Here is a 15389-nt window from a genome sequence, read left to right as displayed (position 1 = left end):
TTTACACAAACTAAAGTCAAATACATCTGTGATAGTTTGTGGAATCTGTGTTAAAGTTACGTCTAAATTATTAACATCTGTTTGGTAAAAATCAGTTTCAATTTTACTACTTTTGTATTTAGAAAAATTCTAAATAATACAATGTTAGATTTACAAAAAATACGCGCCGATTTCCCGATTCTTTCGCAAAAAGTCAACGGAAAACCTTTGGTTTATTTTGATAACGGAGCGACTTCTCAAACACCTCAAGTGGTTATTGATGCTATTGTGGATTACTATTCACGGTACAACGCCAACATTCACCGTGGTGTTCATACACTCAGTCAAATGGCAACCGATGCTTATGAACAAGCACGCACCAAAATTCAGCATCACTTTAACGCCAAACATAATTACGAAATCATCTTTACTTCAGGCACAACCGAAAGTATTAATTTGGTAGCTAATGGTTTTGCTTCCTTATTACAAAAAGGCGATGAGGTAATTGTTTCGGCACTAGAGCATCACAGCAATATTGTTCCGTGGCAAATGTTGTGCGAACATACTGGAGCGATTCTCAAAGTCATTCCGATGAATTATGATGGCGAATTACTTATGGAGGAATACGAAAAATTACTTTCGGATAAGACTAAAATCGTTTTTTGCAACCACATTTCCAATGCATTGGGAACGATCAATCCGATTGAATTCATCATCGAAAAAGCACATCAAGTAGGCGCTGCTGTTTTGATTGATGGTGCTCAGGCTTGTCCGCACTTAAAACCCGATGTTCAGGCATTGAATGTTGATTTTTATGTGACTTCGGCTCATAAAATGTGTGGTCCAACTGGAGTGGGAATGTTGTACGGAAAAGAAGAATGGTTACGTAAATTACCACCGTACAAAGGCGGAGGCGAAATGATTGCAACGGTTACTTTTGAAAAAACTACCTATGCCGATTTACCTCATAAATTTGAAGCAGGAACACCTAATATTTGTGGCGGAATTGCCTTTGGAACGGCCGTTGACTACATGAACGAAGTGGGTTTTGATAACATAGCTCAACAAGAACGAGAATTGTTAGAATACGGAACGCAAAAATTGCTCGAAATAGAAGGTGTTGAAATTTACGGAACAAAAGATTTGAATCAGAAAGCTTCTGTGATTTCGTTCAACATCAACGGAATTCATCCTTACGACATTGGCACGATTATCGATAAATTAGGTATAGCAGTACGAACCGGACATCATTGTGCCCAACCGATCATGGATTTTTATAAAATTCCAGGAACCATAAGAGCCAGTTTTGCTTTTTACAATACTAAAGAGGAAATTGATATCTTTGTGGAAGCAGTCAAAAAGGCAAAAACAATGTTGTCTTAAAAAACATAAAAATGAAAACACTTATAGTAGTAGTATTAACTATTTTCTTAGGAAAAGGTTGTTCGCAGGAAACCAAAAATGATATGGCAAATACCACAATCGAATATACGGCGAATACCCGAGGATTTTACAAAAAAATCACGATTCAAAATAAAGAAGTTTTTGTTTCTACCGATCGAAATTCAACTGAAAAAGGAACACCTTCAGCCATTTCTGATGCCGATTGGAAAGAGTTGGTAACCTATTTTGAAACGGTTGAATTAGACAGTTTGGCAACGTATAAAGATCCAACTCAAAAACGATTTTATGATGGTGCAGCAATGGCCGATGTGAAAGTAAAACACCAAGATAAAGAATACCAAACGGTAACTTTTGACCACGGATTTCCACCAGCAGAAATTGAAAAATTAGTAAATAAAATTACCAGTTTGAGCAAAGATGAGTAGTAGGACTATAAAAGAAATACAAGACGAAATAGTAGACGAGTTTTCGATGTTTGATGATTGGATGCAACGCTACGAATACATCATCGATTTGGGCAAAGGATTACCTTTAATAGACGAGCAGTACAAAACGGAAGACAACATCATCAAAGGATGCCAATCGAAAGTTTGGGTTCACGCTGAGCAAGAAAACGATAAAATAGTATTCACTGCCGATAGCGATGCCATTTTGACCAAAGGAATCATCGCCATTTTGATTAGAGCATTTTCCAATCAAAAAGCAGCGGATATTTTAGATGCTAATACTGATTTTATAGATGAAATTGGATTAAAAGAACACCTTTCACCAACCCGCGCCAATGGTTTGGTATCGATGATCAAACAAATAAAAATGTACGCTTTGGCGTTTAGTAATAAGAATTAAGAACTTAGTGCCTTTGTGGCAAAAAAATTAATAATTAAAATAATGAGATTGCTTCGTGCCTCGCAATGAATTATGGAAGAATTTAAAGACGATATCAACTTAGGAGAAAACGTAGTAAAAGTGCTTAAAGGCATTTACGATCCTGAAATTCCGGTAGACATCTACGAATTGGGATTGATTTACGACGTGATGATTAACGAAGCCAACGAAGTAAAAGTGCTGATGACCTTAACATCACCCAATTGCCCAGTGGCTGAGACTTTACCGCGTGAAGTAGAAGAAAAAATCACCAAAATAGACACCGTAAAATCGTGCGAAGTGGAAATCACTTTTGATCCGCCATGGAGCAAAGATTTAATGAGTGAAGAAGCCAAATTAGAATTAGGAATGCTATAAAGGTTTATGGTTTGTAGTTTATCGTTTTTCGTTCTAAAACCATAAACTACAAACTTAAAGACCATAAACTTTATCATGGACGAAATCATCAACAGAGTAGCCAATTCAACCCTCGAAGTGTTCGACTTGGAAGACTATTATCCTAACGGAATTCGAACTCAAATCGATATTTCGCAATGGCTTTTTGAGGGTTTTTTACTGAAAGAAAAAGACTTTCGCGAAGCACTGAAAAATCACGATTGGGCTCAATACCAAAATCATTTTGTTGCCGTTCACTGTTCTACAGATGCTATTATTCCTGCTTGGGCAAGTATTTTAGTAACCACCCACGTTGCTCCGTTTGCACAAAAAGTGATTTTGGGAACAGTTTCCGATCTAGAATCCGCTTTGTATCAAGAAATTCTATTAAAACTAGACTATTCTACCTATCACGATAAGCCTGTAATCATCAAAGGTTGCTCTAAAAAACCAGTTCCTGAAAGCGCTTACGTTTTGGCAGCACAATACCTTCAACCGCAAGCCAAAAGTATTATGTATGGCGAAGCATGCTCAGCCGTGCCATTATTCAAAAAATCAAAGTAGTATAAATTCTACATTTTCAGCGGTTTACATTTGTTTTAAAATTTGTTAAAATCAGAGGTATTTTTACCTTTGCGCCCGGGAATTTAAAAACTAAAACAATGAAAAATGTATTATTAGCAACGGTACTATTGTTTTCAATAGGAAATACAATTGCACAAACCAACGAAAAAGAAGCACTTAAAAAAACTGCAGAAGCGGCTGGGAAAGCAATAGACACCACCAAATTAGGTTGGAAACGCGGCGGAAACTTCACCTTTCTTTTCAATCAATCAGCCTTCAACAACGAATGGCTTGCGGGCGGGACTTCTAATATTGCAGGAAACATCGGAATCAACTACGATTACAATTATTCGTCAAAACGATCGGTTTGGGACAATAAATTAATCGTTGCTTACGGTTTGACAAAACTAAAAGATCAAGACATCACCAAGTCGGATGACCGAATCGAATTCACCTCTTTGTACGGTCAAAAAGCAGGAGAAAGCAATTGGTATTACTCGGGATTTTTGAACTTTAAAACGCAAATGGATTCTGGTTTTGATGCTGCGACAGGTGCTAAAATTTCCCACTTCTTTTCGCCTGCTTATTTGCAAGTTGGTCCAGGTATGTTGTGGAAAAAAAGCGATAATCTAAAAGTAAATATTGCGCCTGCAACCTCACGTTTAATTATTGTTCACGGCGAATTTACTGAAGGGTTACCAGAAGGAGTAACGTATTTTGGGGTGAAAGGAAATGAAACCACACGTTTCGAATTTGGAGCTGCAGTAAATGCGTATTACAAACTGACGTTAATGGAAAATGTAACCATGGAAAACATCCTGAATTTGTACTCCAATTATTTGGATAAATCGCAAAATATCGACATCGATTATCAGATGAATTTGGTAATGAAAATCAACAAATACATGTCGGCCAACGTAGCACTACAAACCATTTACGATGAAAATGCCATTTCAAAAGTACAAGTAAGAGAGGTATTCGGATTGGGTGTGAATTTCGGATTATAAAATCGTTTAAAACGCTATAAAACCTTCCAATTTTTGGGAGGTTTTTTTGGGGCGAATGACCGCGCTTTTCATTACAAGTCCTCACAAAAAAGAGGTGTTTCTAAGTCGTAAAAACAGCTTCTTTCAGTCGCTTTTTTACGCCAAGAAACACACTCTTTTTTTGTTCCGGGCTTTTCATTGCAATCGCTATCGCAAACCGCGTTAGTCCAGAACAATATCTTTAAAATCAGGATATAAAAACTTGTTATAAGGAAAACGAGTTACGTGAATTTCACGTACTTTTTCATACACTACTTCTCTAAACGTCTCAAAGTTTTCCTTGTTGATCGCCGAAATGAATAGCGCATTGTCTTTACCCATTTTTGACATCCACGTTTGCTTCCATTCTTCCAAAGTATAGTGTTTGGTCGTTTTTTCAGTCATTAAATCGTCTTCATCAATCGTCAAATGTTGGTAAGCATCAATTTTGTTGAATACCATTATCGTTGGCTTATTATTACTTTTAATGTCCAACAAAATCTGATTCACCGATTCAATATGATCTTCAAAGTCGGGATGCGAAATGTCAACAACATGAAGTAGTAAATCGGCTTCGCGAACTTCATCCAAAGTGCTTTTAAACGACTCTACCAATTGCGTAGGAAGTTTTCTTATAAAACCAACCGTATCCGAAAGTAAAAAGGGCAAATTCCCAATAACTACTTTTCGAACTGTTGTATCTAAAGTAGCAAAAAGCTTATTTTCTACAAAAACTTCACTTTTGCTAATTACATTCATTAAAGTTGATTTTCCAACGTTGGTATAACCCACCAACGCCACACGTACCATAGCACCGCGATTACTTCGCTGAACCGACATTTGTTTATCAATGGTTTTGATTTTGTCTTTTAACAACGCAATTCGATCGCGTACAATACGACGGTCGGTTTCAATTTCTGTTTCACCTGGACCACGCAAACCAATTCCTCCTTTTTGACGTTCAAGGTGCGTCCACATTCCCGATAATCGTGGTAATAAATACTGGCATTGAGCCAATTCTACCTGAGTTCTTGCGTACGATGTTTCCGCTCTTTGAGCAAAAATATCCAAGATAAGGTTGGTTCGATCGAGAACTTTACAATCCAACAATTTTGAAATATTTTTCTGCTGAGATGGTGATAGTTCATCATCAAATATAACAGTAGTAATGTCATTTTCCTTTACATACATGTGAATCTCATCCATTTTTCCTGTGCCGAGAAAGGTTTTAGGATTTGGGCGATCCATTTTTTGCCAGAAGCGTTTTATAACTTCACCACCAGCAGTAAAAGTCAAAAACTCCAATTCATCTAAATATTCTTTTAACTTTTCTTCGGCTTGACTCTGAGTTACTACTCCTACAAGGACAGTTTTCTCGAAATTTTTCTTTTCTTTTTCTAACATACACTAAATTATGGAACAAAAATAGTGATTCTCAACGATTAAATTTGTATTTCGTCGATAAAATCTAACTGATTAACAGAAAGTAGGGTTAAAGCCGACATTTTTAATACATATTTCGCAAAATTTTTTAAATTTGGGAGTTAATAAATCAAACTACTAATCAATAAACTTAAAAAAATTAAAATGAGGAAAATTACATTGTTACTTTTTGCCTTTCTTTCTTCTTTTTTGGGCTATTCTCAATTAGCTCTTGAAGGATTTGAAGGTGCTACTTTTCCACCAACAAACTGGGCTACTTTTGACACTGGTGTTGGAGGAACTGTTGACTGGTCAACTAACGTAAATTCATACCAAGGAGCTTTGGCTGCTTACATGAATAGACAAAATATTGGAGCCGGAGTAACTACAGAAGAGCATTTAGCTACACCTTCTGTTTTTGTTCAACCCAATTCAGAAATTCGCTTTTTTTCTAGAACTTTTACGGCGGGTAATGCAGGAACTCTTTACCAAGTAAAAATTAAACCAGTTACTGCAGGTGCTCAAAATGATCCAAATGGTTATATTTTACTTCAAGAATACAACGAAGATCAGTTGTCTGCAGTTTTTAACGTGTATGAAGAGAAGGTAATAAATGTGCCAGTTGCTTATGAAGGGTTGAACGTGTACATTGCTTTTGTAATGAAAAACACTCAAACAGGTACGGGTTTAAACGGAGATAGATGGCTTTTGGATAATGTTCAAATGAACGAAAAATGTTTAGATCCAACAGCTTTAGCTTCTGCTCCTTTGTCAACTTCTGCAACCTTATCATGGTCAGGAACAGGAACAACTTTTGAAATTGAACATCTTTTAGCTACAGCAACTCCTACAGGTGTTGCTACAGGAACATCTTCATCAAATAATTTTAATCAAACAGGATTATCACCAAACACAAATTATTGTTTTTATGTAAGAGCAATTTGTTCGGCATCTTCAAGTGCTTGGGCAGGTCCATTTTGTTATACAACTTCTACTTTGCCTCCAGTTTGTGGTGGTAACTTTGTTGATCCAGGAGGACCAACAGGTAATTACGCAAATAACTTAAATGTAACTACTACAATTTGTCCTGATAATTCAACAGATTTAGTTACAGTTACTTTTACTTCATTTGCAACAGAAGCATGTTGTGATGATTTAACAGTTTACGCAGGAACAGGAACGGGCGGTCCAGTTTTAGGAACATTTGCAGGAAATGCAATTCCACCAGAAGTTACCTCTGCAGCTCCAGGACAATGTTTAACTTTTGTGTTCACATCTGACGGAAGTGTTACTGCTGCTGGTTGGATTGCCAATGTAACTTGTGCACCAGCGCCAACTTGTCCTAAACCAACCGCATTAGTAACTTCAGCGGTTACTTCTACCAATGCTACTTTAGCTTTCACCAATAATAGTTCAGCGACAACTTTTCACGTTTTAGCTCTACCATGTGGTTCGCCAGCGCCAGATGCTTCAACTACAGGATGGGTTTCAACTACAAATAATCCATATACTTTTACCTCTTTAAATCCTGACACTTGTTATACATTATATGTTAGAGCAGCATGTTCGGATACAGATATCAGTTTATGGTCTGTAGGTGTTAACATCACAACACAACCAACACCACCAGCATGTGGAGGAACTTTTACAGATCCAGGAGGAGCCAATGGTAACTACGCTAATGGTGCAAATGTTACAACTACTATTTGTCCTACAGGGACTGATTTAGTTACTGTTTCTTTCACGGCATTCCAATTAGAAAATAACTTTGACTTCTTAAGAGTGTATGACGGTCCAGATGCTTCATTCCCACAAATCGGAAACTTTACTGGAAATGCTATTCCTAATGATATTACATCATCAGCACCAGGAGGATGTTTGACTTTTGTGTTTACATCTGATGGGAGTGTTACTGGTACAGGTTGGATTGCTAATGTTATTTGTGGTCCAGCGCCGACATGTCCAAGACCAACAGCTTTAGTAACATCTACAGTTACTTCAACTAATGCTACTTTAGGATGGACAAATAACAGTACTGCAACCACTTTTAATGTTTTAGCATTACCATGTGGTTCACCAGCGCCAGATGCGACAACGCCAGGATGGATTGCTACTACCAATAATCCTTATACATTTACAAATCTAACCGCAGATACATGTTATACATTATATGTTAGAGCGGTTTGTTCTGATACTGACTCAAGTTTATGGTCTGCTGGAGCAAACATTACAACTCAGCCAACGCCGCCAGCATGTGGAGGTATTTTTACAGATCCAGCGGGTGCCAATGCCAATTATGCTAATGGTACAGATTATACAGTTACAATTTGTCCAACAGGACCTAACGATTTAGTTACTGTTACTTTTACACAATTTGATACCGAAACCAACTGGGATGGATTATATGTTTTTGATGGGAACTCAATTGCCGCGCCACAAATTGCTAGTGCGAACGGTGCTGGATTTGTTCCAGGAGGTGTTCCAGGTTCTTTTTGGGGAACTGAAATACCAGGTCCATTTGTTTCATCAATCCCTGGTCCAAATGGATGTTTAACATTTAGATTTAGAAGTGACGGTTCAGTAAATAGACCAGGTTGGGTTGCCAATGTGACTTGTTCACCAGCACCAACGTGTCCAAAACCAGTTCAATTAACCGCTACAAGTGTAACAACTTCTTCTGCATTATTAGGATGGACAGAAGTAGGTTCAGCAACTGCATGGGAAATAATTGTAGTACCTTTTGGTTCAGCACCTCCAACTGCGGGTACTCCAGGTATACCAACTACAGCTAATCCTTATTTAGTGACAGGTCTTACTCCTGGGACAGCTTATACATTCTATGTAAGAGGTATTTGTGCTGCTAATGATATTAGTGAGTGGTCTTCACCATTTACATTTGGGTCATTGCCGCTTAACGATGATTGTGCTGGAGCAACTCCTGCAATTGTAAATCAGAATTTAAATTGTGTGCAAACTACTCCAGGAACTTTGATTGGAGCAACTGGTTCATTACCTCCGACAACGTGTCCAGGAGCAGCTAATGATGATGTTTGGTTCAGTTTTACTGCAACTTCTGTAACTCACATTATCTCTTTTAATAACTTAGTACCTGCAAATACAGATTTAGAGTATGCAATATTCACTGGAACTGACTGTGGAACTTTAACAGAAGTTGGATGTAATACTGCGGCTAACTTGATTCCAGGAAATGTTTATTACGTAAGAGTGTATTCAAATTCAACGTTACCACAGTTTGCTAACTTTAATCTTTGTATTGGAACTCTACCTTGTACTGAAGCACCAGCTTTCTGTACTGGACAAACAGTAACGTATCAAAATTCAACAAACATTCCAAGTTTAGGTCAGATAGGATGTTTATTTACATCACCAAACCCAGCTTTCTTCTTTTTACAAGTAAACCAGGCTGGACCATTGAGTTATTTGATTTCTCAAGTGGATAATAATGGAACTCCTAGAGACGTTGATTACGTAGCTTGGGGACCATTTACAGATTTATCTACTGCTTGTTCAGGAGTACCTGCTAATCCTTTACCAGGGATTTTACCAGCATTAACTCCAGCTCAAGGTTGTGGACCTACGTTACATGCATGTAGTTATTCTGCAGCGCCAACTGAAATTATGTGTATACCAAACGCTCAATTGTGTGAAGTATATGTAGTAATGATTACTAATTTCTCCAACCAACCAGGATTTGTAACATTTACTCAAACCAATACTGGCGGAGGAACAACAGAGTGTTTCCCAATTAATACTTTCAATTATCCATTAACAAGTTACTGCCAAGACGGAACTGATCCAACACCTGTTTTAGCTCCTGGAGCTTCTGCGGGTACTTATACAGCAACACCTTCTGGATTATCTATTGATAGCGTTACAGGTACAATTGATTTATCAGCAAGTGCACCTGGAACTTACATCGTTACTAGTACCACTCAAACAAGTACAGGAGGAGTTTGTACCAACATTCCTTCGATTGTGACTACTAGAACGGTTATTATCACTGCTCCTGCAAATGCTACTATTGCATACCCAGCAACTACTTATTGTAATAATACTAATACTCCTATTGATGTTACAGTAACAGGAACATCAGGAGGAACTTATTCTTCTACACCAAGTGGATTATTTATAAGTCCAATAAATGGATCAATTATCCCTGGAATTAGTGCTGCAGGTATTTACACAGTAACCTACACAGTGCCAGCTATTGGCGGTTGTCCTGCATTTAGTACAACTACTCAAGTTGAAATTTTACAGAGACCAACAGTTGATTTCCAACCTAACATAACGGTTTGTAATAATTACACTTTACCTGTATTAACTGTAGGGAACTATTTCACTGAAACAGGTGGAACAGGAACTCAATTAAATGCTGGTGATGTATTAACAACTTCGCAAACAATTTATGTTTTTGCAAATAATGGAATTTGTACTGATGAGAGAATGTTCACAGTAACAATTGAACCAACACCTCAAGTAGAGGTTTTACCAAACATTTCACAATGTTCTAATTATATATTACCAACACTAACAGTTGGAAATTACTTTACAGGATCGGGCGGAACAGGAACTCAATTGAATGCTGGAGATGCTATTTCATCATCACAAACTATCTATATTTATGCACAAGGAACAAATCCAGCTTGTTTTACTGAATCAAGTTTCACAGTTTCTTTAGGAACATTAGAAGTCACTCCGCCGCCTACAGCCGCCTATTGTGATAGCTATACTTTACCATCACTTTCAATAGGAAATTATTTTACTGGAGCAGGTGGTTCAGGAACTCAATTGAATGCAGGAGATTCGATTACTTCTACTCAATTAATATATGTCTATGCAGTGGATGGAAACTGTACTGATGAAGATAGTTTCACAGTTACAATTAACACAACTCCACAAGCCGATACGTTAGCAAATGTATCACAGTGTGGTAATTATATCTTGCCAGCTTTAACAACTGGTAATTACTTTACTGGTCCTGGTGGAACAGGAACACAACTAAATTCTGGTGACTCAATTTCTTCAACACAAACAATTTATGTTTATGCTCAATCAGCTACTACACCAAATTGTTTTACTGAAACTAGTTTCGAAGTTACCATCGGAAGTTTAGTGGTTACAGCTCCAACAAGTGGTTCTTATTGTGGAAGCTATACTTTACCAACACTTGCTCTAGGAAATTATTTTACAGGAACAGGTGGAACAGGGACACAATTGAATGCAGGAGATTTAATAACTTCTACTCAGTTGATTTATGTATATGCTGTTGATGGAGTTTGTACAGATGAAGATTCATTCACAGTAACTATTAATTCAGTTGTTGCAGATAATCCAAATGATGTATTTGCTTGTGATAGCTATACTTTACCTGCATTATCAAGCGGAAATGAATATTATACTGGACCAAATGGAACAGGAACATTGTTACCAGCAGGAACTGTAATTACAAGTACACAAACAATTTATGTGTTTGCTCAATCTGGAACTGTTCCAAATTGTACTGCTGAAAACGACTTTGTGGTTACAATTTATAATACTCCAGTGCCTGATGCTCCAACTGATGTTGTGGCATGTAATAGTTATACTTTACCAACATTGACAGTAGGTAATTACTATACACAATCAGGTGGATTAGGAACTCAATTGGCAGCAGGAACAGTAATTACTAGTTCGCAAACAGTTTATGTTTATGCTCAAAGTGGCTCGAGTCCAAATTGTATGGCAGAAAATAGCTTTACAATTACAATTAATTCAATAACAGCTCAAACACTATCAAATGTTACTAGTTGTGATAGTTATACTTTACCAAGTTTAAATGCTAATAATAGTTATTTCACAGGTTCAGGTGGAACAGGAACCCTACTAGCAGCTGGTTCGACTATAACAACATCACAAACTATTTACATTTATGCACAAACAGGTACAACGCCTAACTGTACTGACGAAAGTTCTTTCACAGTGACTATAGTTCCGCGACCAGTAGTTGTACCAATCAGTTCAGTTACAGCTTGTGATAGTTATACTTTACCGGCATTATCAGTTGGTAACTATTTTACACAACCTAATGGAGGCGGCACACAGTTGGCTGTAGGTTCGACAGTAACTTCTAGTCAAACAATTTATGTCTATGCACAAAGTACTTTAACAGGATGTGACGCTCAGACTAGTTTTGAAGTTACAATTTCTGAAAGTCCAGTGTTTACATTAGATGGCGATTGTATTGGTCCAGTGTTTACTTTATTTGTTGCTACAGGAACTATTCCAGCTAATGCTGAATATCAATGGTTCAATGGCTCAACTCCTCTAGGAAGTGATGCAACTCAAGTAATTTCAAGTTCAGGCTCTTATTCTTGTGTGATATCTGTTCCAAATCCAAGCGGAGCATGTTCAACAGAGTCTTTCTATCAAGCCGTTGATGTATTGTGTATAATTCCTAAAGGAATTTCACCAAACGGTGATGGAGATAATGATACTTTCAATTTAACAGGATTTAACGTAACTCAATTGAATATCTACAACCGTTATGGTACTATTGTATACTCTAAAGGCAATTACGTTAATGAATGGGATGGAAAATCAGATAATGGTAACGAGCTACCAGATGGAACTTATTATTACGTAATTGAAAGAAGTAATGGTGAGGCTAAATCGGGTTGGGTATACATCAATAGAAACGCTAACTAATCAAATACAATCTAACAATGATAAATTACAAAAAAATGAAAAAATTATATTTCTTAACCATGTTTGCATTAGCTTTCATTGATGTAAGCGCTCAGCAAGATCCGCATTATACTCAGTATATGTATAATTTAAGTGTAATAAATCCAGCCTATGCAGGGTCTAAAGAGAATCTTTCAGGAGGTTTACTTTACAGAAAGCAATGGGTTGAGATTGAAGATGCTCCTTCAACGGGAACTTTCTTTGCTCATAGCCCAGTTGGTAAAAACGTAGGTTTAGGTTTATCTGCAATTAATGATCAAATCGGACCTGTTGAAGAAACCAATATTTATGGAGATTTCTCTTATACATTAAACATGGGTGGAGAACATAGATTGGCCTTGGGTCTTAAAGCAGGTGCTACTTTCCACAAAGTAGGATTGTTAGATGAGGTATTTAATAATGTTCCAGATGCAGGAGATGATGCTTTTGCTTCCAATACGAATAATACTTTTATGAATTTAGGTACGGGAGTTTTTTATTACACAAATAAATACTACGTTTCGTTTTCGGTACCCAATATGTTAAAATCAACTCACCTTGATTTCAACGGAAGAAAGTTTGGTACCGAAACCCTGCACTATTTCTTAACAGGAGGTTATGTTTTTGACATTAACAACAATGTAAAATTCAAACCTTTTGCAATGGTTAAATCTGCATTTAATGCTCCAACATCTTTTGATGTTTCAACTAACTTTTTGTTTTATCAAAAATTTGAAATCGGAGCGACCTATAGATTTGAAGATTCATTTGGAGCTATGGTTAATTACGCGATCACACCTAATTTAAGATTAGGCTATGCATACGACCATATTGTGTCTGATTTAAATGTTGTAACACCAGCTTCTCACGAGTTTATGTTGTTATTTGATTTAAATTTCCCGAAAAAAGTATCACAATCTCCAAGATATTTCTAACATAAAAAGACAGTAAAAAATGAAAAATCTATATATAGCATTAAGTTTTGGTTTGATAAGCACTAGTCTTATCGCTCAAAATAAAGACACTAAAACAGCAGATAAATTATACAGCCGATACGAGTACGTTGATGCTGCAAAAGAGTATCAAAAATTAGTTGACAATGGTAAAGGAGACAGTTATGTTTACAAACAATTAGCTGACACTTATTACAACATGTTCAATACTACTGAAGCGGCAACTTGGTACGCCAAGGCAACCGAGACTAATCAGGATGCAGAAACGTATTTTAGATATGCTCAAATGTTGAAAGCAAATGGGAAGTACGAAGAAGCCAACAAGCAAATGAGTAAATTTGCAGCTTTAGCTCCAAATGATTTACGTGCAAAAGCATTTAAAGAAAATCCAAATTATGTTCCAAAATTAGTTAGTAAAGAATCTGGTTATACTGCAAAATCTCTTGAAGTAAGTAGTGATAAATCTGATTTCGGTGCGGTGATGTATAATAACGATTTGTACTTCACAACGGCAAGAAATACTGCTAGAAAAAATTACGGTTGGAATGAAGAACCGTTCTTAGATGTTTACAAATCAACCTTGGGTGATGGTGGTAATTTCTCTGAAGCAACTCCAATAACCGAATTGAATTCTCAATACCATGATGGTCCAGTAACTATTACAAGCGATGGAAATACTATGTATTTTTCTAGTGATAGTTTTAGAGAAAATCTTTTCGAAAAAGATAAAGCAAACAAATTGAAGTTGGGTAAAAATAATTTATACACAGCGACTAAATCAGGAGAAACTTGGGGCAACATCAAACCATTACCCTTCAACAGCAAAGAGTATTCTTTAAGTAATCCAAGCATTAGCAGAGATGGTAAAACACTTTACTTTTCTTCAAATATGCCAGGAAGTTTAGGTGGTGTTGATATTTGGAAGGTAGCCGTTAATGGTGACGGAAGTTATGGAACACCAGAAAATCTAGGTTCAAAAGTAAATACAGAAGGCAATGAAAGCTTCCCTTTTATTGCTGATGACAACAAAACTCTTTACTTTGCTTCTGCAGGAAGACAAGGATTGGGAGGTTTAGATGTTTATAAAGTAGATTTATCAAGTGGTTCTGAAGCATCTAATATGGGCAAACCAATTAACAGCGAAAAAGACGATTTCGGATTTACTTTTAATAAAGAGAAAAACAGAGGATTCTTCTCAAGTAACCGTAACGGAAACGACGATATCTTTGGTGCTACTCCAATCTGTGCAGTAGATGTATTGACAATCGTTACCAATGCGAAAACAGGTGCTGTTTTAGCAGATGCTAAAGTTTCTATCTTAGACAGTAAAAAGAATGTAATTTCAACTGAAACTTCTAATTCTAAAGGTGAAGTAAGTTTTAAAGTTGAATGTGATAAAGACTATACTATCCAAGCTTCAAAAGATGGTTTTGAAGGGAATTCATTCCCTGTTGGTAAATCTAAAGGACCAGAAGCTAAGATTGACGCTAAATTACAACCAATTGATGTTATTGTTACACCAACAGAAATCATCTTAAACCCAATTTATTTTGAATACGACAAAAGCAACATCACTCAAGAAGGTGCTTTCGAATTGGATAAGTTAGTTCAAGTAATGAAAAACAACAATGAGATGGTTATTTTCGCTAAATCACATACAGATAGCAGAGGAAGCGATTCATACAACTTAAGTCTTTCCGATAGAAGAGCTAAATCAACAGTTCAGTATATTATTTCTAAAGGCATAGATGCTTCTAGAATTACTGGAAAAGGATTTGGTGAGTCTGAGTTGAAAGTTCCATGTACAGAATGTACCGAAGAACAACACGCTCAAAACAGACGTTCAGAGTTCATGATCGTTAAGAAATAAAAGATCATAAATTATTAATTTAAAAAACCATCCTGATTTGTTTCGGGATGGTTTTTTCTTTACCAAAATTTGTTCAATAGTGAATAGAAATTACTTAATTCTTTGATTCAAATTTTGTCTTAATTAGTAATGAATATTAATTAAGAGGTTTATTGAGTAATTTATCAATTGAATTTTTGAGTGTTCTAC

The 15389-nt window shown here is 36.5% G+C and carries 10 protein-coding genes; 9 read left to right on the top strand and 1 reads right to left on the bottom strand.

The annotated features are described in order from the left end of the window. Positions 1 to 141: 141 nt before the first annotated feature. The 6 genes from VK161_RS01930 to VK161_RS01905 all read left to right on the top strand — a co-directional run bounded on the left by VK161_RS01930 (position 142) and on the right by VK161_RS01905 (position 4214). On the top strand, positions 142 to 1362 hold the full coding sequence (locus VK161_RS01930; protein ID WP_324213064.1) for a cysteine desulfurase: 1221 nt from the start codon (positions 142 to 144) through the stop codon (positions 1360 to 1362). Between the two features lie 11 nt (positions 1363 to 1373). Next, entirely contained in the window at positions 1374 to 1808 is a 435-nt protein-coding gene (locus VK161_RS01925) for a hypothetical protein (protein WP_324213063.1), read from the top strand. Then, positions 1801 to 2229, top strand: a complete 429-nt coding sequence (locus tag VK161_RS01920) for a SufE family protein (RefSeq protein WP_324213062.1) — start codon at positions 1801 to 1803, stop codon at positions 2227 to 2229. The genes VK161_RS01925 and VK161_RS01920 overlap by 8 nt, the downstream gene beginning before the upstream one ends. Before the next feature lie 72 nt (positions 2230 to 2301). Further along, positions 2302 to 2625, top strand: coding sequence for an SUF system Fe-S cluster assembly protein (locus tag VK161_RS01915; protein ID WP_324213061.1), 324 nt, complete (start codon positions 2302 to 2304; stop codon positions 2623 to 2625). 75 nt (positions 2626 to 2700) lie between these two features. After that, on the top strand, positions 2701 to 3207 hold the full coding sequence (locus VK161_RS01910; RefSeq protein WP_324213060.1) for a DUF2480 family protein: 507 nt from the start codon (positions 2701 to 2703) through the stop codon (positions 3205 to 3207). A 98-nt stretch (positions 3208 to 3305) separates the two neighbouring features. Next, a complete protein-coding gene (locus VK161_RS01905) occupies positions 3306 to 4214 on the top strand; it encodes a DUF3078 domain-containing protein (protein WP_324213059.1) in 909 nt (302 codons plus the stop codon). Positions 4215 to 4415: 201 nt separating this feature from the next. Here VK161_RS01905 and hflX read toward each other — a convergent pair whose 3' ends face one another. Next, positions 4416 to 5636 (bottom strand): GTPase HflX, encoded by a 1221-nt coding sequence (hflX, locus tag VK161_RS01900; protein WP_324213058.1) that lies wholly within the window; start codon positions 5634 to 5636, stop codon positions 4416 to 4418. A 183-nt stretch (positions 5637 to 5819) separates the two neighbouring features. Between hflX and VK161_RS01895 the strand changes: the two genes are divergently transcribed. Genes VK161_RS01895 through VK161_RS01885 form a run of 3 tightly spaced genes read left to right on the top strand, consistent with a single transcriptional unit; the run spans position 5820 to position 15200 of the window. Beyond that, the gene (locus tag VK161_RS01895; protein WP_324213057.1) at positions 5820 to 12359 is read left to right on the top strand and encodes a fibronectin type III domain-containing protein; all 6540 of its coding nucleotides are present in this window, start codon (positions 5820 to 5822) and stop codon (positions 12357 to 12359) included. 35 nt (positions 12360 to 12394) lie between these two features. Next, a complete protein-coding gene (locus VK161_RS01890) occupies positions 12395 to 13312 on the top strand; it encodes a type IX secretion system membrane protein PorP/SprF (protein WP_324213056.1) in 918 nt (305 codons plus the stop codon). A 19-nt stretch (positions 13313 to 13331) separates the two neighbouring features. After that, the gene (locus VK161_RS01885; protein WP_324213055.1) at positions 13332 to 15200 is read left to right on the top strand and encodes an OmpA family protein; all 1869 of its coding nucleotides are present in this window, start codon (positions 13332 to 13334) and stop codon (positions 15198 to 15200) included. The last annotated feature ends 189 nt before the right edge of the window (positions 15201 to 15389 follow it).

The sequence above is a fragment of the Flavobacterium sp. genome, from assembly GCF_035299245.1.
Lineage (GTDB): Bacteria > Bacteroidota > Bacteroidia > Flavobacteriales > Flavobacteriaceae > Flavobacterium.
Note: the sequence above shows the minus strand (reverse complement) of the source record. Positions and strands in the feature narration are given on the sequence as shown.